The following is a 19,642-nucleotide window of genomic DNA, read 5'->3' as shown; positions in this document are numbered from 1 at the left end:
TGATGCTCAATGACGAAGTATAGCTAACAGTGCAACTGTATTAGCTATCTATGAACGTACCAAATTGTACAATCAGTCTAAACATACCTCCTGTCCTCTTAGGGCAGGAGTTTTTTTATGCAAAAAAATGGAGGGAAACAGTATGCAAACCAAAGAAGTAGTCGATCAAGTAACAATGAAACGAGCATTGACACGAATTACTTATGAAATCATCGAAAGAAATCACAGCATTGAAGACATCGTCTTAGTGGGAATCAAAACACGAGGAATTTATATTGCTGCTCGAATTGCTGAACGATTAAAACAGTTGGAAGACATCGAAGTTCCAGTTGGTGAGTTAGACATCACATTGTATCGTGATGATAAAAAAGAGCTTGCAGAAGGACCTGAGCTACATTCATCAGATGTGCCAGTTTCTTTAGAAGGAAAAGAAGTTATCTTGATTGATGACGTGCTTTACACAGGGCGTACGATTCGAGCGGCAATGGATGCCATCATGGATTTAGGACGCCCAAGAAAAATTTCATTAGCTGTACTAGTTGATCGCGGTCATCGCGAACTACCAATTCGTGCCGATTATGTCGGGAAAAATATTCCAACATCAAAAGCAGAAGAAATTCTGGTAGAGATGCAAGAGCTTGACGGACAAGATCGTATCATGATTTTAAAAGAGGAAGAATAGGGGAAAAGATATGTCAGAGAAAAAAGAATTTCATAATGATAGTGTCGTATTAGACATTCATGACCGTCCAAAATTAGGTCATTGGGTTGGTTTAAGTTTACAGCATTTATTCACGATGTTTGGAGCAACAGTTTTAGTACCGATTTTAGTTGGAATCGATCCGGGGATTGCGTTAGTCAGTTCAGGATTGGGCACACTGGTTTACTTGTTTACAACAAAAGGAAAAATTCCAGCTTACTTAGGAAGTAGCTTTGCCTTTATTGCAGCGATGCAAATGTTGATGAAAACAGATGGTTATCCAGCAATTGCGCAAGGAGCAATCACAACTGGGTTGGTTTACCTGATTGTCGCTTTGATTATCAAAAAAATCGGTGCAGCATGGCTTGACCGAATCTTACCACCAATCGTTGTTGGACCAGTAATTATGGTTATCGGGTTGGGGCTAGCAGCAAATGCTGCAAACAATGCAATGTACAACAATGGTAACTACGATTTTAAATACATTGCCGTAGCGTTAATCACGTTAGGTTTGACGATTTTCTTCAATATGTTCTTACGCGGATTTCTTGGGTTGATTCCAATCTTATTAGGAATCGTGAGTGGCTACATCGTCGCCTTACTCTTTGGAATTGTTGATACACAACCGATTGCAGACGCAGCGTGGTTTGCTTTACCAAACTTTGAAATTCCATTTGTTCAATATGAACCAAAATTATATCTAGGTGCGATTACAACAATGGCACCAATCGCATTTGTAACAATGACAGAACATATTGGTCATTTGATGGTGCTGAACAAATTAACTCGCAGAAACTTCTTTGAAGAGCCTGGATTGCACAAAACATTAATGGGTGACGGATTAGCACAGATCGTTGCAGCGTTTGTCGGTGGCCCTCCAGTTACAAGTTATGGAGAAAACATTGGCGTACTAGCAATCACACGAGTGCATAGCGTCTTCGTGATTGGCGGAGCAGCATTCTTCGCGGTTATCTTGGGATTTGTTGGAAAACTAAGTGCCTTAATCTTAAGTATCCCTGGACCGGTTATTTCAGGAATCAGTTTTATCTTGTTCGGTGTTATCGCAGCTAGCGGGATGAAAATCTTGATTGAGAACAAAGTAGATTTCGATAAAAAGAAAAACTTGTTGATTGCAGCAGTCATCTTGGTTGTCGGTATCGGAGGCTTAGTCTTCCAAGTAGGAACATTCACGTTATCAGCAATGGCATTAGCAACTGTCCTTGGTATCATTTTAAATCTTATCTTACCAGAAACTTCACGTAGCGAAGAAAACTAGGAGGAAAATTCATGATCATCCAATCAGAACGTATCAGTTTAAAACATTTATTAACCGTTGAAGCACTAACAGACCAAGAAGTTATGGGCTTGATTCGCCGCGGGCAAGAGTTCAAACAAGGTGCAAAATGGACACCACAAAAGAGCCAGTATTTTGCAACTAACTTATTTTTCGAAAATAGTACAAGAACACATAAAAGTTTTGATGTAGCTGAGAAAAAGCTTGGTTTAGAAGTAATCGAGTTTGAAGCAAGCACTAGCTCAGTTTCAAAAGGGGAAACACTTTACGATACCGTTTTGACAATGTCCGCATTAGGAGTGGATGTAGCAGTCATTCGTCATGGAGATGAAAACTATTATGAGGATTTGATTCAAAGCAAAACAATCCAATGCTCGATTATCAACGGTGGGGATGGCAGTGGTCAGCATCCAACACAATGTTTACTAGATTTGATGACGATTTATGAAGAATTTGGCCATTTTGACGGACTGAAAGTAGCCATCGTTGGTGATATCACACATTCACGTGTCGCTAAATCAAACATGCAAATGTTGAAACGCCTAGGCGCACAAGTTTTCTTCTCTGGACCAGAAGAATGGTATGACAATGAATTTGAAGTTTACGGACACTACTTGCCACTGGATGAACTACTCGACCAAGTAGATGTAATGATGATGCTACGAGTACAACATGAACGTCATGATGGAAAAGAAAGTTTCTCAAAAGAAAGTTATCATCAAGAACATGGCTTAACTGTTGAACGTGCAAAGAAGATGCAAAAACATGCAATCATCATGCACCCAGCACCTGTCAATCGTGACGTTGAACTAGCCGACTCATTAGTGGAAGGATTACAGTCACGAATCGTTCAACAAATGAGCAATGGCGTATTTGTCAGAATGGCAATTTTAGAGGCAGTACTAAACGGGAAAGCGTAAAAGTAGGAGGACGAAGACATGAAAACACTCATTAAAAACGGTCAAATCATTACACGAAAAAATGAAACAACACCTGCAGAAATTTGGATTGAAGAAGGGAAAATCAAAGCAATCGGTACTGGATTTTCTGAGACTGAATTTGATGAAGTGTTTGATGCAAAAGGACAACTCATCACACCGGGGCTAGTGGACGTACATGTTCATTTAAGAGAACCTGGTTTTACGTATAAAGAAACGATTGAAGCAGGAACGAAAGCAGCAGCACATGGCGGATTTACTACAGTGTGCGCAATGCCTAATCTAGATCCTGTGCCTGATACAGCTGAAAAACTAAGTCAAGTTTATGAAATCATCAAGCGAGATGCAGTTGTGAAAGTCTTACAGTACGCACCAATCACTGAAAAGTTGCGAAGTGAGGTTTTAGTTGATCAAGAGGCGTTGATTGACGCAGGTGCCTTTGCATTCACCAATGATGGTGTTGGTGTACAAACAGCAGGTACGATGTATCTAGCAATGAAGGAAGCTGCTAAAAATAATAAAGCATTGGTTGCCCATACCGAAGATGAATCCTTACTGTTCGGTGGCGTTATGCACGCAGGCGAAAAAGCCAAAGAATTGGATTTGCCGGGAATTTTAAGTGCAACCGAATCTTCGCAAATTGCAAGAGATTTAATTTTAGCGGAAGAAACAGGTGTCCATTACCACGTCTGTCACGTATCAACGAAAGAAAGTGTTCGTATTATCCGCGATGCGAAAAAAGCTGGTGTTCATGTAACAGCAGAAGTTTCGCCGCACCATTTGCTCTTGATCGATGAAGATATTCCAGAAGATTTTGGTTTTTGGAAAATGAATCCACCCCTACGTGGACGTGAAGATCGTGAAGCGCTGATTGAAGGATTACTTGATGGAACAATTGATTGCATCGCCACAGACCATGCACCTCATGGTCTAGAAGAAAAGAGTCAAAGCTTTTTAAATGCACCATTCGGAATCGTTGGAAGCGAAACAGCTTTTCAGTTGATTTATACTCATTTTGTTAAAACCGGCATTTTCACGCTGGAACAAGTGATTGAATGGCTAGCTGTTAAACCAGCAGAAATTTTTGACTTGAATGTTGGGACACTAACGATTGGCGCTCCAGCAGATATTGCAGTGTTTGATATCGAACACGAGTATAAAATTGCGAAAGAAGACTTCTTGTCAAAAGGTGAGAATACACCATTCGTTGATTGGACGGTCAAAGGGGAAACATTGTTGACATTCGTTGACGGAAAAATTGCTTGGCAAAAGGAGGTCTAGGAGCAGGATGGATCGATTACTGATTTTAGAAGATGGGACTGTATTTGAAGGGCAAGCCTTTGGAGCAGATGCAAATGTTTTTGGTGAAATTGTTTTTACAACAAGTATGACTGGTTACCAAGAAACGATTACAGATCAAAGCTTTAATGGTCAAATCATTACTTTTACGTATCCAATGGTTGGAAATTATGGCGTGAACCGAGATGATTACGAGTCGATTTCGCCGACTTGTAAGGGTGTTGTAGTGAAGGAACATGCGCGAGTGGCTTCAAACTGGCGCAATCAGATGACGTTAGATGCTTTTTTGAAACAAAAAGGGATCCCAGGGATTTCGGGAATTGATACAAGAGCTTTAACCCGTAAAATTCGCGAAGTTGGGACGATGAAAGCAAGTATTGTTGATGCAGGTGATAGTTTTGAACATGCATTTGATCAATTAAAAGCGACTGTTTTAGCAACGAATCAAGTCCAACAAGTGTCGACCAACAAACCTTATCCAAGTCCTGGCACAGGGCGAAATGTAGTTGTAATTGATTTTGGCTTGAAACATAGCATCTTACGTGAATTAAGCAAACGAAATTGTAACTTAACAGTCATGCCTTATAACACAGAGGCAAAAACGATTCTCGAACTTGCACCCGATGGCGTGATGCTGACAAATGGACCGGGAGATCCCAAAGATGTGCCTGAAGCAATCAAGATGATTCAAGAAATTCAAGGAAAAGTACCGATTTTTGGTATTTGTTTAGGTCACCAATTGTTTGCACTAGCTAATGGTGCAGACACGTATAAGATGAAATTTGGTCATCGAGGATTAAATCATCCCGTACGAGAAATTGCGACGGGGAGAATTGACTTTACTTCACAAAACCACGGATACGCAGTTGATGAAAACACAATTGATCCGAATAAACTAATGGTCACTCATATTGAAGTGAACGATGGAACAGTGGAAGGGATTCGCCATCGCGATTACCCTGCTTTTAGTGTGCAATTTCACCCTGATGCAGCACCAGGACCACACGATGCACTACACTTATTTGATGAATTTATGGAAATGATGGATGCAGGAAGGGAGCAATAAGAATGCCAAAACGGACAGATATCAAAAAAATCATGGTGATTGGCTCAGGACCAATCATTATCGGTCAAGCGGCCGAATTTGATTATGCTGGAACGCAAGCTTGTCTTGCACTTAAAGAAGAAGGCTATGAAGTTGTTTTAGTCAACTCAAATCCTGCAACGATTATGACAGATCAAGAAATTGCGGATCAAGTCTACATCGAGCCAATAACATTAGAGTTTGTTTCACGCATTTTAAGAAAAGAACGTCCAGATGCACTGCTTCCAACTTTAGGTGGCCAAACGGGTTTAAACATGGCGATGGAACTAGCTGAGTCAGGAATTTTGGATGAACTTCAGATTGAACTTCTGGGTACGAAGCTTTCTGCAATCGACCAAGCAGAAGATCGAGATTTGTTCAAAAAATTGATGGAAGACTTAAATCAGCCAATTCCCGAATCAGAAATCGTGACTACGGTCGAAGATGCCGTCGCTTTTGCGAATCAAATTGGTTATCCGATTATTGTTCGACCTGCATTCACCCTTGGAGGTACAGGTGGTGGAATGTGTGAAAACGAAGAAGAATTGCGAATCACTGCAGAAAATGGGCTGAGTTTATCGCCTGTTACGCAATGCTTGATTGAGCGCAGTATTGCTGGATATAAAGAAATCGAGTACGAAGTGATGCGTGACTCAGCTGATAATGCGATTGTTGTTTGTAATATGGAGAACTTTGATCCAGTAGGTATCCACACAGGAGATTCCATTGTTTTTGCACCAAGTCAAACGCTATCTGATCACGAATATCAAACATTGCGTGATGCGTCACTTTCAATTATTCGTGCGTTGAAAATCGAAGGTGGTTGTAACGTTCAGCTTGCCCTTGACCCTCATAGCTTTAATTATTATGTGATTGAAGTAAATCCACGTGTTTCACGATCTTCGGCACTAGCAAGTAAAGCAACCGGCTATCCAATTGCAAAATTAGCGGCTAAAATCGCGTTGGGCTTGACTTTAGATGAAATGAAAAATCCAGTAACTGGAACAACTTATGCAGAATTCGAACCAGCGTTAGACTATGTCGTTGCAAAAATCCCACGTTGGCCATTTGATAAATTTGAAAATGGGGAACGTATACTGGGAACACAAATGAAAGCAACGGGTGAAGTCATGGCAATTGGACGAAATATCGAAGAGTCGTTACTAAAAGCCGTTCGCTCTCTTGAAATCGGCACACATCATCTTGAGCTTCCTGAATTGGCAAATGTGAATGAAGACCAGCTAACTGAAAAAATGGTTCGAGCACAAGACGATCGTCTGTTTTATGTTGCGGAGGCGTTACGCCGAGGCTATCCAATTGAGGAAATAGCTGAGTTAACAAAGATTGACTTATTCTTCTTAGATAAATTACTCCATATTATTGAAATCGAAACCCAATTACAAGCAGACCCTTCCAATTTAAGGCTGTTGAAATTAGCAAAGAAAAACGGATTTACAGACAAAAAGATTGCACAATTATGGCAAACAACGCCAGAAAAAATTCGTGAACTTCGAAAAGAAAATCAGTTATTGCCAGTCTACAAAATGGTAGATACTTGTGCAGCTGAATTTGAATCAAATACGCCTTATTTTTATAGCTCGTATGAATTTGAAAATGAAAGTAGTCGCTCAGAAAAACCATCTGTGTTGGTACTTGGTTCTGGACCAATTCGAATTGGTCAAGGGGTGGAGTTCGACTATGCGACGGTTCATTCAGTAAAAGCAATCCAACAAGCAGGTTATGAAGCAATCATTATGAATAGTAATCCAGAAACAGTTTCCACAGATTTCTCAGTTTCAGATAAGTTGTACTTTGAACCACTGACTTTTGAAGATGTGATGAATGTGATTGAGCTAGAACAACCAATTGGCGTTATCGTTCAGTTTGGCGGACAAACGGCAATCAATTTAGGTGAGCCGTTAGCAAAAGCTGGTGTGAAAATTTTAGGAACTACGATTGAGGATTTGGATCGAGCAGAAAACCGTGATTTATTTGAACAAGCGTTGCAAGAACTAAAGATTCCACAGCCACTAGGAGATACAGCAACAAGTAAAGAAGAAGCTGTAAAAATTGCAACGATGATTGGTTATCCTGTCTTAGTTCGTCCAAGTTATGTGCTTGGCGGACGGGCAATGGAAATCGTAGAAAATCAGCGTGACCTAGAGGATTATATGGAGCATGCCGTAAAAGCCTCGCCTGAACATCCTGTTTTGATTGACCGCTACTTAGTGGGCGGTGAATGTGAAGTTGATGCGATCTGTGATGGAGAAACTGTCTTGATTCCTGGAATCATGGAACATATTGAGCGTGCGGGGGTCCATTCAGGTGACTCAATGGCGGTATACCCACCACAAACATTATCAGAAGAGATTAAATCGACAATTGAAGATTACACGAAACGATTAGCTTTAGGACTAAACTGTATTGGAATGATGAATATCCAATTTGTGATCCATGAAGGAAAAGTCTATGTGATCGAAGTCAATCCCCGTGCGAGCCGTACTGTACCATTCTTAAGTAAAGTAACTGGGATCCCAATGGCACAAGTAGCAACCAAAGCCATTTTGGGCCAAAATTTGCGGGAATTAGGTTATGAAACAGGTCTTTATCCTGAAACCGAAGATGTCCATGTAAAAGCACCTGTCTTTTCATTCACGAAGCTACAAAAGGTTGACACGTACTTAGGACCTGAAATGAAATCAACTGGTGAAGTCATGGGCTCCGATCGAAACTTAGACAAAGCTTTGTATAAAGCCTTTCGAGCTGCTGGGTTAAATCTACCAGATTATGGTGCAGTCCTCTTTACGATTGCAGACGAAACAAAAGAAGAAGCATTGGGCTTAGCTAGACGCTTTGCAGAGATTGGTTACAGTTTGCTAGGTACGAAACATACAGCCAAATTTTTCCGTAACAACGGGTTAATTGTTACGACAGTAGCGAAAATTTCAGAAACAACAGAGGAAAACGTTGTCGATATCATTCGAACAGGAAAAGCACAAGTAGTTGTGAATACGATTGATAAAGACCGTGGGAATGCGTCAAAAGATGGCTTTATTATCCGACGTGAATCAGTTGAACATGGTGTACCACTCTTTACTTCACTTGATACAGCAGATGCAATCGTTCGAGTGATGGAATCACGTGCGTTTTCAACAAAAGCAATTTAAAAAGGTTCGCATCATTCACTTAGCTCCGCTGAAGTAACTGACAAGTAACAGAATCCTTTTAGCTGGTTCTGACTAGTTGTGAGTTGCTCTGAGGAGCTGTTTTATGGAAAAATAGGTTGAGTATGAAAACGGCTTCATCAATGAGTTTTAACAAAGTCGATAAGTATAGGAGTGTGGATATGAAACAAGAAGTTATGGAAATCATTCAACAAAATCAGTTAGCACCACGAATTTTCGAACTGACACTAAAGGGTGAATTAGTTCAAGAGATGAAGCGTCCGGGTCAATTTATTCATATCCGTGTTCCTAGAGAAGACTTGTTATTACGTAGACCAATTAGTTTAAATAAAATCGATCCAAGTACGAATACTTGTCGAATCATTTATCGTGTAGAAGGTGACGGAACTAAATCATTTTCAACGTTGACTACAGGTGATACGCTGGATGTGATGGGACCACTAGGAAATGGGTTTGATTTAACGGGATTAAAAGCTGGAGATTGTGCATTCATCGTTGGCGGTGGTATCGGGATTCCACCATTATATGAATTATCTCATCAACTAAAAGCAAAAGGTGTCAAAGTCAAGCACTTTTTAGGTTTTGCATCAGCAGATGTTATGTACTATGAAGAAAAGTTCCAACAACTTGGAGAAACAAAAATTGCTACAGATGATGGCTCGGCAGGCGTCCAAGGAAATGTTGGTAATCTTTTGTTAGCAGAAGAAAATAAAAAACCAGACGCAGTGTTTGCTTGTGGTGCGAATGGAATGCTTAAGGCGGTCGAGCACTTTTTCCACGATCATCCTAATGTCCAGCTTTCTTTAGAATCACGCATGGCATGTGGAATCGGTGCTTGCTATGCTTGTGTATGCCACAAGGCAGAAGATGAAACGAAAAGTGTGAAAGTCTGTGATGAAGGTCCGATTTTCAAAGCAGGAGAGGTGATTCTATGACACAACCATCATTAGCAGTAAAAATACCAGGACTTGATTTAAAAAATCCAATCATGCCTGCTAGCGGCTGTTTTGGTTTTGGAAAAGAATATGGACAGTACTATGATTTGAATCAATTAGGTTCAATCATGGTTAAAGCAACGACACCACAAGCCAGATTTGGTAACCCGACACCTCGTGTTGCTGAAACCCCTTCAGGTATGCTAAATGCAATCGGCTTACAAAATCCCGGACTAGAAACCGTGATGAATGAGTTATTACCTGAATTAGAAAAATATCCTGATTTGCCAATCATTGCCAATGTAGCAGGCGCATGCGAAGAAGACTATGTGGAAGTCTGCGGTAAAATTGGTGATGCGCCTAATGTGAAGGCAATCGAATTAAACATCTCTTGCCCCAACGTGAAGCACGGAGGTATTGCGTTTGGAACAGATCCTGATGTCGCTTTTCAACTAACACAGGCGGTAAAGAAAGTTGCTAAGGTTCCAATCTATGTCAAATTATCGCCCAACGTTACTGATATCGTTCCTATCGCTTTAGCAATTGAAGCAGGTGGAGCAGACGGGTTTACTATGATTAACACACTCTTAGGAATGCGCATTGATTTAAAGACAAGAAAACCGATTTTAGCGAATCAAACAGGTGGTCTATCAGGTCCCGCAATCAAACCAGTTGCGATTCGCTTAATCCATCAAGTCGCAGGCGTCTCTAAATTACCAATTATTGGTATGGGTGGTGTTCAGACGGTTGATGATGTATTAGAAATGATTATGGCGGGTGCAAGTGCAGTCGCAGTTGGAACCGCCAATTTTACAGATCCCTACGTTTGCCCAAAATTGATTGATGCTTTACCTCAGCGAATGGCTGAGTTAGGTATCGCATCATTGGAACAACTTATTCAAGAAGTTAGAGAGGAGCGTCAACAATGAATCAGCGACCGATTATTGCCTTAGATTTTTCAAACCGAAACGAAGTAGAACAATTTTTACAATTATTTCCTGAGGAGGAAAAGTTGTTTGTTAAAATTGGGATGGAACTCTTTTATCAAGAAGGGCCAGCGATTGTCCGTTGGCTGAAAGAATCAGGACATGATGTATTTTTAGATTTGAAATTACATGATATTCCCAATACAGTTGAAAAAGCAATGCGTGGCTTAGCAAAGTTAGGCGTTGATATCACTTGTGTACATGCCGCCGGAGGAATCCGAATGATGGAGGCTGCGATGCGTGGTTTAGCATCAGGAACACCGGAAGGAAAACAACGACCCTTATTATTAGCAATTACTCAGTTGACTTCGACAAGTGAAGAAGAGATGCATCATGATCAGCTGATTGAAGTTCCTTTAGAAGAAAGTGTGATCCATTACGCTACTTGTGCACAAGTAGCAGGATTAGATGGCGTAGTTTCTTCAGCACTGGAAGTAACTAAAATCAAAGATGCTACAAATTCTGAATTTGTCTGCTTAACACCAGGCATCCGACCACAAGGAGCAGACATCGGTGATCAAACGCGAGTGGTAACTCCCGGACGAGCAAGAGAAATTGGAGCAACTTTCATTGTAGTTGGGCGCCCAATTACACAAGCAGAAAATCCTTACGAAGCTTACCAAACAATAAAAAACGAATGGAGCTAACACGAATGACTGTCGAAAAATTAATTGCAAAAGACTTATTAGAAATTGAAGCAGTATTTTTGAACCCAACACAACCATTTACTTGGGCAAGTGGATTGAAAAGCCCAATTTATTGTGATAATCGTATCACGATGAGTTATCCTAAGGTTCGTCGGGAAATAGCAAATGGTTTAGCCAAAAAGATTAAAGAAGAGTTTCCAGAAGTCGAAGTAATTGCTGGAACAGCCACAGCAGGTATCCCTCATGCTGCTTGGGTTGCAGATATCCTTGATTTACCAATGGTTTATATTCGCAGCAAAGCGAAAGATCATGGAAAAGGAAATCAAATTGAAGGTCGGATTTTTGAAGGTCAAAAAATGGTTGTCATTGAAGATTTGATTTCAACTGGTGGCAGTGTGTTAGAAGCTTGTGAAGCAGCAACACGTGAAGGTGCTGATGTGCAAGGTGTAGCAGCAATCTTTACTTATGAGCTACCCAAAGGATTAACTAATTTTGCTCAGGCGAAAATGCCTTTGGTCACGTTGACTAACTATTCAACATTAATTGAAACAGCACGTGAAGCAAACTACATCAATGAAGAAGAATTAAATTTACTGAAAAGTTGGAAAAAAGATCCAGAAAACTGGAATGCATAACAAAAAGACGATAACAACTATTTTCATAGTGTTGTCGTCTTTTATAGTATCATTAGTATTTTGCTAAGTTTGACGGTAACTGAAATCGTTCAATAATTGGCTTGATTTCATACAACGATTCAATTGAAGCTTCACGAGAAGACAAATAATGATTCAAGACACCCACGATTCCATTTGCAATAAAAATCGCTTCCGTTGTTTGTGCTTGATCGTTTGTTGCTGTAAAAGTCAAGATATGTTGTTTTAGGTAATCTGTAAATAGACCCTGCTTATCAGAAGCAATCAACATGCGATACGTTTCCTGGTTCTCTACGATGAATTGAAAAGTTTTTATTAGTAGATTGTCTGTTTCCGCTGCTTCTGTTTGACAATAAGTAACTAGTTCTTGAATTGATTGTTGGATCATTTTTTCTAAAAGATCATATTTATCTAAGTAATTTAAGTAGAATGTCCCGCGATTGATATCTGCTAGTTCACAAATCTCGCTGACTTTTACTCGTTCGATGTCTTGCTTTTTTAGCAATTGGAAAAAAGCTGTTTGAATAGCTGTTTGTGTTTTACGCACTCGTCGATCCATGTGATTCTCCTGTCATGTTAAGTGATTTGTTCGTTAATCAACAGATTGTCATTTTTGATGATTGATTGCTGACTTTGGTCTGTTTATTATACTGGATGTTCGTTGATTTATAAACAGATGTTTATAGAAGGAAAAAAAATGAAACTATTAATTTATGGTGCAGGCATTCAAGGAAGTTATCTTGCACATGTTCTTACTAAAAATAAAGAAAATGAAGTAACGATACTTGCCAGAGGAAAAACGAAGGAGCATTTAGAAACAAGTGGGCTTGAATTAAAACATGTTATTCAGAAGAAAAGAACAGTAGATACAATCAAAATAATTTCAAAGCTAGAACCAACAGATAAGTATGATTTGATTTTTGTCACAATGAAATACAATGATTTTGATTCTGTGATTGAACCGATTGCTAGGAATCACAGTCAGCGAGTGATTTTTGTTGGCAATCAAATGAATCCAGAATTATTAAAAGAAAAAATCATTCAAAAAAATCCAGCTAAGCAAGTCTTTTTTGGTTTTCAAAATACTGGTGGAACAAGGGAAGGTAACTTAATTACAATTTTACGTTTCAATGGAGGCAAAATGAAAATCTATCTTGATTCCAATGAGTTCGAAATGACTCAGCTTTTGAATCAAGTCTTTGCTCGAACAAATTATCAATGGCAATCAGATCCAACTTTACCTGACTGGCTGAAAAGCCATGCTGCATTGATTATGGTGCTGAATAGCTTAGATCTTATTTATCGACAAAAAATGAAAAATAAACAAGAATTAACTCGCTTATTTTCCATAACGGCTGCAGCTTTCAAAGAAGCATTTACTATCTTAGAAGAAAATGGGTATCCAATCGTGCCGAAGATTCAGGAAAGTTTATTGCAAAATAAATTTTTGACGAAAATTGGTTTGAGACTAATGTATGCTACACCATTGATGGCATCAGCTCAGGGAAGTTATACAGAAATCGAGTTGATTATTTGTTCCTTTGAACGGCTTAAAAAAGAAACGGGAACAAAAACACCGAATCTTGATCAATTAATTAAAATCACTGCTCAAGTGAACGAGCGAAAGAGTGTTATCAAAAAGTTTTGATATGTTTATTCCGAAAAGTGGAAACGACTCAATAAAAAAGAAAAAAATTAATAAAAAATTGCAACTAATTCTTTAACTCGGCTAACTCATTGAAAAATTATTCGTGCAAGTATTTTTTGTGGAATTTGTGCTAAATAAAAATTAAAAAGCAGCAAATCTAGTTCTTTGTAATTGCATGATGCGAAGAGTAAATGCTATGATTGTTGGAAAAGTATGGAGGAGAGATGGCAATATGGGCTTAAATGAATACCTTTTAGGATTAAATAATTTAGAAAAAATTATTCGTGCGCCTGGCTTCTTCAAGCACACAGAACACACGGTGGCGGCACATTCGTTTCGAGTAGCATCAATTGCACAAGTTTTAGGCGATATTGAAGAAGCTAATGGACAGACGATTGATTGGAAACTGTTATATGAAAAATCTTTGAATCATGATTATACAGAACGCTTTATTGGTGACATCAAAACACCTGTGAAATATGCAAATAAAGAACTACGAGGGATGTTACAAACAGTTGAAGAAAAAATGACTGATGAATTTATTAATCAAGAAATCCCAGAAGAATTTCAAGAAATTTATCGTCGTCGCCTATTTGAAGGAAAAGATGACACGATTGAAGGAGAATTGCTAGCAATCGCGGATAAAGTAGATTTGCTGTATGAATCATTTGATGAAATCAGCAAAAATAATCCTGAAAAAGTTTACCGAGAAATGTTTATTGAATCGATTTTAACAATTAAAGAATTCGATCATCGAGCAAGTGTAAATTATTTCTTTGATTTTATTTTTCCAGAACTATTGAACCAAGAATTTTTCGGAAAAGAAGAGTTTCTAGCAGATATTTCTGCCGCTTTACAAAGAAAGAAACGAACGAACTAACTTTTATGGAAAGACTCAGGAGGACGTAAGCGTTGAAAAAAAATATGGATGTTGAATGGGGCTACTCGGGAGAGCGAGGGCCAGAGCACTGGGCAAGTTTATGTGATTGGTTTGCAAAAGGAGCAGAATTTTCTTTGCAATCACCTATTCCACTTGTTACTTGCCAAGAAGTAAGTGATGTGAAAGAAACGATTTCTTTCCATTATCAATGTCAAAAATTCACAGATAAAGAATTTAAAAACACGATCCACTTAGTACCATTTGACCAAATCAGTTATGTCAAATATCAAGGTGAAGAATTTTATTTGACAGATATCCACTTCCATCTGCCTTCTGAGCATATTATTAATGGAAAACACGAAGACATTGAATTTCATTTTGTCCATACGAATCAGCGTCAAGAAAACTTGGTTGTTGGAGTTATGTATGAGTTGCGACATGAGGATGGCTGGTTTTATGATCGGAATCACGAAGAACGCTGGGACTTAGCAGCGCATGAACATTGGATGAATCCAATCGTATTTTTCCCTGAAAAGAAGAGCCACTATCATTATGTTGGCTCATTAACGACACCCCCAACTGCAGGCCCTATTCAGTGGTTTGTTATGGATCAAGTTGGGCAGTTAAATCAAGACTTCCTGACTCCATTTAAAGGACAGTATGCGCAGCCTAATAATCGTCCGCTACAAGCACTTAATGATCGGAAAATCGACTATTTTGAGGAGTCAAATACATGAATATCCAACAAATGAAGTATGTGATTGCTGTTGCGAATAATGGTAGCTTTCGAGAGGCTGCTAAGAAGTTATTCGTTTCGCAACCTAGCTTGTCTACCGGAATCAAAGAATTAGAAACTGAATTAGGAATCAGTTTATTTACTCGTACAAATCGAGGCGCGTATTTAACAGAAGCAGGACAAGATTTCTTGCAACGTGCAGAAAAAATTTTGGTTCAATTAGAATCACTTGAAAGTTATTATCAAACAAGTGAAACACGCGAAATGTTTTCTGTGGCTTCTCAACACTATGATTTTTTAGGGCCACTGATTGCCAAAATGATGGCAGAATTCAATCAAGAAATCAAACAATTCAGAATCATGGAAACGACTACTGCAAAAGTGATTGAAGAAGTGAGAGAACAGCATAGTGAAGTAGGCGTGCTATACATGAACGAAAAAAACCAAGCTGGAATCATGCGCTATTTACAGCAAGGTGAGCTAGTTGCCAGAACGATTCATACGTTCTCTACACATATTTTTTTGAGACAAGGACATCCACTAGCAAAACAGACGAAAATCCATAGAAAAGAATTGTTAGCTTACCCTCAAGTACGCTTTACTCAAGATGGCAATAATTTTCCTTATTTTTACGAAGATCTGATTGAGATACCTGCACAAGAATCAGTTGTTTATACCAGTGATCGTGGGACACTGATGAACTTAGTACTAGAAACAGATGCTTATGCTTCTGGATCTGGAATTGTTATTGGTGGTATCAAAGATCAAATCAAACTTATTCCATTAGCAGATAGTCAACCAAATCAACTCTGCGTCATTCATTCTGGTAAACGTACGTTGAGTGTAGAAGCACAGCGATTTATTCAAGGTTTAACGGATATACTAACAAGTGAATTAGTAAATAAAAAATAAGTTAGTTATCATTATGAAAAAAGCAACTTCAATTTCCGAAAGCGAGCGTCCAAAGTTAGATTGCTAGTCTAACCTTGGACGCTCGCTACATTTGAAGTTGCTTTTTTATTATGTCTTTAGCCCCAGTTACATTCTTAGATCGTGTGAATGTAACGGGTAGGTGGGTTGATAGTAAAAAGTTCTATTAAAAATCTCTTTAGTCTCGTTAAAAGTCAGTTGTTTAGAGTATATAACAATGAAAGAGGTTGAACAGCTTAGTCCATACAAGGTGATGATGATTGAATCATGTTAAGTATTAACAGATAGAAACATAATTCTCCTGTTAAATTCCTATTTTTACAAATCATATAGCTTATAGAAATGGCTACTACTTCTTTCTATCATCAATTTTTTCTATAAATTTTTGTTGGATGAGCGAAATAAGATCTATCCACCTGTTCGAGTTGTTGATGGAATCCAGGTAGAAAAGTATTTGGTCAGTTGATTTTTTTTCAAAACTATCTGTGATTACGATATCAGCTTCGGAAAAATTATTTGTAAAGACAATATTGTTGGTGTTGAAAATTGTTTGGATACGTTTCTCAATAACGTATACGGCTGTAAAGACTTTGGACATTTGAATATATAATTTTAGGGTGGTACTTTTTTTAAAAGAAGAAACAGTGTAAAGCAATGCGGCGATATAATTTTCTAGTGCTTTATCTTCAAAAAGTTCCGCGATTTCTTTTTTGATGCGATTCATATAATCATCATTTTTATTAATATTTAAGTGTGGAACAGGAATCATCAATTCTAAGAAAAGAACGTACTTATCACCAATCAGAGAATAGAGAATATTGAAAATCGTTAAATAATACAAATAGATACCGTTTTCGTTAGCACTGATAGGTTCCAAGAAAACATTTGAAAATTTTGAATATATTTCATTTGCTAGTCGACAAGCAGGGTGATCAAATTCTTGGAATTTTCTTCCTAAATTAATTTTTGTTTCAGAGGAGATCAAATCGGACAGAAAAATTCTTGCGAAAAAGTTGAGATATAGCTTCTCTGAATCTGCTACATTTTCTGAAAGATTTTCAAACGGACTTTTATTAAATAGTTTGGTTACATCGTAGCTCTCTTGAAAAAGTTTCAGTAGGTCATAGAGCGAATCATCAGGGTCAATAACTAGAAAGTTATCATTTAAAAAGCGTTGTTGCACTATTTCGCTAAATAAATACAATGCATGATTTTTGGTTAAAGAAATTGCAGAATTACTATTATCAAAATTTACGATTGGCGTTGTGGAATCAAATGGCCACTCCATTCCTTGAAAATTATCTTGCAAGATTGTATATGAAAACATGCGAAGACAAATTTCGTTTCCTTTAAGAGAGTAGATTTGATTTGTACTGTTGACAGATAAATCAAATTGAGAAAGATAACCATTCAATTGTGAACAGAGTTTCAGTAAATATGCTTCCGAGATAAATAAATGATCGAGAATTTGTTGCTTTGAAATACTGTAATTTGTAAGCAATAAGACACAGAGCCTAAAAAGAGTAGAGTTATTGGAGAGCGCAAGTTTTAGCTGATAAAAATAAGTGATGATATTATCTGAAAACATTGGGTTTATCGAGATGATGCCTTGATTATTTGAAATAATAAGATCATTTTCATTTTTAGTATGCTCAACGAAGTAGTTGTTCAATTTAATGATATCACCTTTGATCGTTAATTTTGGAATAGCTATTTCTTCTGATAGAAGCGTCAAGGTAGTACTTTTATTAGTAAGTATTATGTGTAAAATAATGAGTTCGCGCTCAAAATGATTTGAAATAATCATAGTATGCCTCGTTTCTATTTTGATATTTCTATTTTATAAGAGAAGAACGATGTCTAAAGATATCTATCGTTTTTACGGTGAGATAGAAACCTATAAATAATGCTCTTTTATTGAATATTGAACTGTGAAAAATGGTTGTTACAGGTCAATTGATTTTTTGTATCATTATCGTTATTAATTTAGCTTATTTATCAGACTGATTATACCGTGTATATTTTATAGAAAAACATTTCTTTAAGAACATCTTCAAAGTAAAAAGATGGATTAACTCATATACTTGTTTTATTTAATGTTATCTCATAATACAATAGTACTTCTTTTCTTTAGGAATCGTCTAGTCAAAAAAGCATACTTTTTGATGGATTCAGCTTGTTTTCCAAGTATCATTTTTCCATAAAATGAGAAAAATATTTATTTGTAGTAGTTGCATATACAATTTTAGTCTACCGCTCTACTTGATTTGTATTGTCTCAATTGTCAGATAAGATGATAGAATTTTTATTGAACCTACTTGTTATTTGTTATGTGACATTTTTAAAATTGGAGGCTTAATTCTATTTACACGTTTCTTTTATTTGTAGACAAAGATCGATAAAAGAACGACTACTTAACCAAGCCAACCGTTATGTAACTGAAACAGTAAAGAAGGTTCTAAAGAAAAGAGGAAAGAGGCGATTTAGAATGATTAAAAAGTTGTTAGTAAGTACTTTGATTCTTGGAGGAGTAGTTGCTTTTGCACCAACAAATGTAAGTGCATGGACTAGTGGAGATATTGATCCTAGTGATACACCACAAATTGTCGACGGTGTCGAAACTGGAGATGTAGCTGTAAATGGTTGGATCGGTGAATGGGATGAAACAGATCCAGGGTCACCAACTGATCCTGAAGATCCATCAGCTATTAATGTTACGATTCCTACAAAAGTTTTATACGCTAATAGCGTAGATGGCCAGGGTGCACCGACGGCTAGTATTATTTCACCAATCTATAAAATTGAAAATAATTCGACTACAACTAAGTTGAGTATTGCGGTGGCTAATTTTGCTTCAAAAAATGCAGTGGATGTTAAGCAAGATTTGTCAATAAAAGCTTCCAATGGTGCTGAAGTTGCATTACACAAAAAGACAGGTCAAATGTTGTCTAAGAAAACCTATTTAACTTCACTTGGAACAGATGCAGTTGATACATTTACATTCGTAGGTTCTGTTGATCCAAGTTATTTTCCAGCAAGTGGTGATGCTGCATTACGTCCTGAATATCAAATGGGTCTACATTTTACTGCTATCAAGTAAGCATATTGTTGTAAGAGTCCTTTATGAGGAAACGTAATTAAAGAGATGAAAGATTTTTTTCTCTCTTTTATTCATGATTAAGGAGCGTTACATATGGATAATATCAATAATCAAGAAGAACAAAAAAGGAAAAGAAAATTAATTGTCTTACTATTTTTAGTAATCCTCCTTTTAGCATCAGGTATGACAGCATACTTTCTGAAGGATCGTTTTTTTACGGAGCCCAGAGTAATTAGTGGGTTGCCTGAGTTAGAAACAGGTCTTGAAGTGATGAGCGATGAACAGATGTTGAAATTCATGCAGTCAGAAGTAGATAAAGACAAGATCAATATTAACTTGAAGCATGAGATTTCAGTCTCTAAAGAAACGAGTGTTGCCCAACTTGCAGTGAAAAATAAGCCAACAAATGCGTACAGTATTCAAGTTGAGTACTTATTGAAAGAGGGGAATGAACAACTATATAAATCTGGTTTGATTCCCACAAATCGCCAACTATCTGAAGTAAAGCTGAAAAAAAGTCTGTCGGAAGGTAGTCATGAAGTAATGATTATCTATACGATTTTTGATGAGGAAAAACAGATTAATCAATCGACTATTGATGGCGTTCTGTATGTCAGCTAACGGAAG

At 37.7% G+C, this 19,642-nt stretch carries 18 protein-coding genes; 16 read left to right on the top strand and 2 right to left on the bottom strand.

Translation table 11 applies throughout. From position 1 onward, the window contains the following. Positions 1–142 precede the first annotated feature (142 nt). The 10 genes from pyrR to pyrE all read left to right on the top strand — a co-directional run bounded on the left by pyrR (position 143) and on the right by pyrE (position 11,703). Positions 143–682 (top strand): bifunctional pyr operon transcriptional regulator/uracil phosphoribosyltransferase PyrR, encoded by a 540-nt coding sequence (gene pyrR / locus IGJ66_RS07020; protein ID WP_067482259.1) that lies wholly within the window; start codon positions 143–145, stop codon positions 680–682. A gap of 10 nt (positions 683–692) precedes the next feature. Next, positions 693–1,976: a solute carrier family 23 protein gene (locus IGJ66_RS07015; protein ID WP_067482257.1), complete on the top strand. Its 1,284-nt coding sequence runs from the start codon at positions 693–695 to the stop codon at positions 1,974–1,976. Positions 1,977–1,987: 11 nt separating this feature from the next. Beyond that, a complete protein-coding gene (locus IGJ66_RS07010; protein ID WP_067482255.1) occupies positions 1,988–2,914 on the top strand; it encodes an aspartate carbamoyltransferase catalytic subunit in 927 nt (308 codons plus the stop codon). 18 nt (positions 2,915–2,932) lie between these two features. Next, the gene (locus IGJ66_RS07005) at positions 2,933–4,213 is read left to right on the top strand and encodes a dihydroorotase (RefSeq protein ID WP_071868960.1); all 1,281 of its coding nucleotides are present in this window, start codon (positions 2,933–2,935) and stop codon (positions 4,211–4,213) included. 7 nt (positions 4,214–4,220) lie between these two features. Continuing rightward, positions 4,221–5,297, top strand: coding sequence for a carbamoyl phosphate synthase small subunit (locus IGJ66_RS07000; RefSeq protein ID WP_067482251.1), 1,077 nt, complete (start codon positions 4,221–4,223; stop codon positions 5,295–5,297). Between the two features lie 2 nt (positions 5,298–5,299). After that, a complete protein-coding gene (carB, locus tag IGJ66_RS06995; protein ID WP_430616424.1) occupies positions 5,300–8,482 on the top strand; it encodes a carbamoyl-phosphate synthase large subunit in 3,183 nt (1,060 codons plus the stop codon). A 179-nt stretch (positions 8,483–8,661) separates the two neighbouring features. Next, positions 8,662–9,435 carry a dihydroorotate dehydrogenase electron transfer subunit gene (locus IGJ66_RS06990; protein WP_430616423.1) on the top strand — a complete coding sequence of 258 codons (774 nt, stop codon included), beginning with the start codon at positions 8,662–8,664 and terminating at the stop codon, positions 9,433–9,435. After that, positions 9,432–10,364 carry a dihydroorotate dehydrogenase gene (locus tag IGJ66_RS06985; protein WP_067482246.1) on the top strand — a complete coding sequence of 311 codons (933 nt, stop codon included), beginning with the start codon at positions 9,432–9,434 and terminating at the stop codon, positions 10,362–10,364. The genes IGJ66_RS06990 and IGJ66_RS06985 overlap by 4 nt, the downstream gene beginning before the upstream one ends. Beyond that, positions 10,361–11,068: an orotidine-5'-phosphate decarboxylase gene (pyrF, locus tag IGJ66_RS06980; RefSeq protein ID WP_071868957.1), complete on the top strand. Its 708-nt coding sequence runs from the start codon at positions 10,361–10,363 to the stop codon at positions 11,066–11,068. Before IGJ66_RS06985 ends, pyrF begins: the two co-directional genes overlap by 4 nt. A gap of 5 nt (positions 11,069–11,073) precedes the next feature. Further along, on the top strand, positions 11,074–11,703 hold the full coding sequence (gene pyrE / locus IGJ66_RS06975) for an orotate phosphoribosyltransferase (protein WP_067482242.1): 630 nt from the start codon (positions 11,074–11,076) through the stop codon (positions 11,701–11,703). Positions 11,704–11,755: 52 nt separating this feature from the next. Here pyrE and IGJ66_RS06970 read toward each other — a convergent pair whose 3' ends face one another. Then, the gene (locus IGJ66_RS06970) at positions 11,756–12,280 is read right to left on the bottom strand and encodes a TetR family transcriptional regulator (protein WP_430616422.1); all 525 of its coding nucleotides are present in this window, start codon (positions 12,278–12,280) and stop codon (positions 11,756–11,758) included. 138 nt (positions 12,281–12,418) lie between these two features. Between IGJ66_RS06970 and IGJ66_RS06965 the strand changes: the two genes are divergently transcribed. From IGJ66_RS06965 to IGJ66_RS06950, 4 genes are all read left to right on the top strand, one after another. Beyond that, on the top strand, positions 12,419–13,369 hold the full coding sequence (locus IGJ66_RS06965; RefSeq protein ID WP_270346683.1) for a ketopantoate reductase family protein: 951 nt from the start codon (positions 12,419–12,421) through the stop codon (positions 13,367–13,369). 232 nt (positions 13,370–13,601) lie between these two features. Continuing rightward, positions 13,602–14,249: a YfbR-like 5'-deoxynucleotidase gene (locus IGJ66_RS06960; RefSeq protein ID WP_067482237.1), complete on the top strand. Its 648-nt coding sequence runs from the start codon at positions 13,602–13,604 to the stop codon at positions 14,247–14,249. Positions 14,250–14,281: 32 nt separating this feature from the next. Next, complete coding sequence (locus IGJ66_RS06955) at positions 14,282–14,986, top strand: carbonic anhydrase family protein (RefSeq protein WP_067482235.1); 705 nt, start codon at positions 14,282–14,284, stop codon at positions 14,984–14,986. Then, positions 14,983–15,897, top strand: a complete 915-nt coding sequence (locus IGJ66_RS06950) for a LysR family transcriptional regulator (RefSeq protein WP_075492101.1) — start codon at positions 14,983–14,985, stop codon at positions 15,895–15,897. The genes IGJ66_RS06955 and IGJ66_RS06950 overlap by 4 nt, the downstream gene beginning before the upstream one ends. A gap of 367 nt (positions 15,898–16,264) precedes the next feature. Here the strand turns inward: IGJ66_RS06950 and IGJ66_RS06945 are convergent, their stop codons facing one another. Next, entirely contained in the window at positions 16,265–17,722 is a 1,458-nt protein-coding gene (locus IGJ66_RS06945) for a helix-turn-helix domain-containing protein (RefSeq protein ID WP_430616420.1), read from the bottom strand. 681 nt (positions 17,723–18,403) lie between these two features. Between IGJ66_RS06945 and IGJ66_RS06940 the strand changes: the two genes are divergently transcribed. Together IGJ66_RS06940 and IGJ66_RS06935 are read left to right on the top strand one after the other, a co-directional pair. Beyond that, positions 18,404–19,015 carry a hypothetical protein gene (locus IGJ66_RS06940; protein ID WP_430616419.1) on the top strand — a complete coding sequence of 204 codons (612 nt, stop codon included), beginning with the start codon at positions 18,404–18,406 and terminating at the stop codon, positions 19,013–19,015. A gap of 93 nt (positions 19,016–19,108) precedes the next feature. Beyond that, a complete protein-coding gene (locus tag IGJ66_RS06935; RefSeq protein ID WP_271027271.1) occupies positions 19,109–19,636 on the top strand; it encodes a hypothetical protein in 528 nt (175 codons plus the stop codon). Positions 19,637–19,642: the final 6 nt, after the last annotated feature.

The organism is Enterococcus sp. DIV0176, assembly GCF_050528535.1.
GTDB lineage: Bacteria > Bacillota > Bacilli > Lactobacillales > Enterococcaceae > Enterococcus_B > Enterococcus_B thailandicus.
The sequence above is the reverse complement of the archived record's forward strand: the minus strand, read 5'-3'. Positions and strand labels throughout refer to the sequence as shown.

Excerpts from the sequence above, each read along its gene's own strand:
- IGJ66_RS07010 (WP_067482255.1), top strand. The coding sequence starts at position 1,988 with ATGATCATCCAATCAGAACGTATCAGTTTAAAACATTTATTAACCGTT.
- IGJ66_RS06990 (WP_430616423.1), top strand. The coding sequence starts at position 8,662 with ATGAAACAAGAAGTTATGGAAATCATTCAACAAAATCAGTTAGCACCA.
- IGJ66_RS07005 (WP_071868960.1), top strand. The coding sequence starts at position 2,933 with ATGAAAACACTCATTAAAAACGGTCAAATCATTACACGAAAAAATGAA.
- IGJ66_RS06950 (WP_075492101.1), top strand. The coding sequence starts at position 14,983 with ATGAATATCCAACAAATGAAGTATGTGATTGCTGTTGCGAATAATGGT.
- carB (WP_430616424.1), top strand. The coding sequence starts at position 5,300 with ATGCCAAAACGGACAGATATCAAAAAAATCATGGTGATTGGCTCAGGA.
- IGJ66_RS06945 (WP_430616420.1), bottom strand. The coding sequence starts at position 17,722 with ATGATTATTTCAAATCATTTTGAGCGCGAACTCATTATTTTACACATA.
- IGJ66_RS06985 (WP_067482246.1), top strand. The coding sequence starts at position 9,432 with ATGACACAACCATCATTAGCAGTAAAAATACCAGGACTTGATTTAAAA.
- pyrR (WP_067482259.1), top strand. The coding sequence starts at position 143 with ATGCAAACCAAAGAAGTAGTCGATCAAGTAACAATGAAACGAGCATTG.
- IGJ66_RS06960 (WP_067482237.1), top strand. The coding sequence starts at position 13,602 with ATGGGCTTAAATGAATACCTTTTAGGATTAAATAATTTAGAAAAAATT.
- pyrE (WP_067482242.1), top strand. The coding sequence starts at position 11,074 with ATGACTGTCGAAAAATTAATTGCAAAAGACTTATTAGAAATTGAAGCA.
- IGJ66_RS06935 (WP_271027271.1), top strand. The coding sequence starts at position 19,109 with ATGGATAATATCAATAATCAAGAAGAACAAAAAAGGAAAAGAAAATTA.
- IGJ66_RS06940 (WP_430616419.1), top strand. The coding sequence starts at position 18,404 with ATGATTAAAAAGTTGTTAGTAAGTACTTTGATTCTTGGAGGAGTAGTT.
- IGJ66_RS06970 (WP_430616422.1), bottom strand. The coding sequence starts at position 12,280 with ATGGATCGACGAGTGCGTAAAACACAAACAGCTATTCAAACAGCTTTT.
- IGJ66_RS07015 (WP_067482257.1), top strand. The coding sequence starts at position 693 with ATGTCAGAGAAAAAAGAATTTCATAATGATAGTGTCGTATTAGACATT.
- pyrF (WP_071868957.1), top strand. The coding sequence starts at position 10,361 with ATGAATCAGCGACCGATTATTGCCTTAGATTTTTCAAACCGAAACGAA.
- IGJ66_RS06965 (WP_270346683.1), top strand. The coding sequence starts at position 12,419 with ATGAAACTATTAATTTATGGTGCAGGCATTCAAGGAAGTTATCTTGCA.
- IGJ66_RS07000 (WP_067482251.1), top strand. The coding sequence starts at position 4,221 with ATGGATCGATTACTGATTTTAGAAGATGGGACTGTATTTGAAGGGCAA.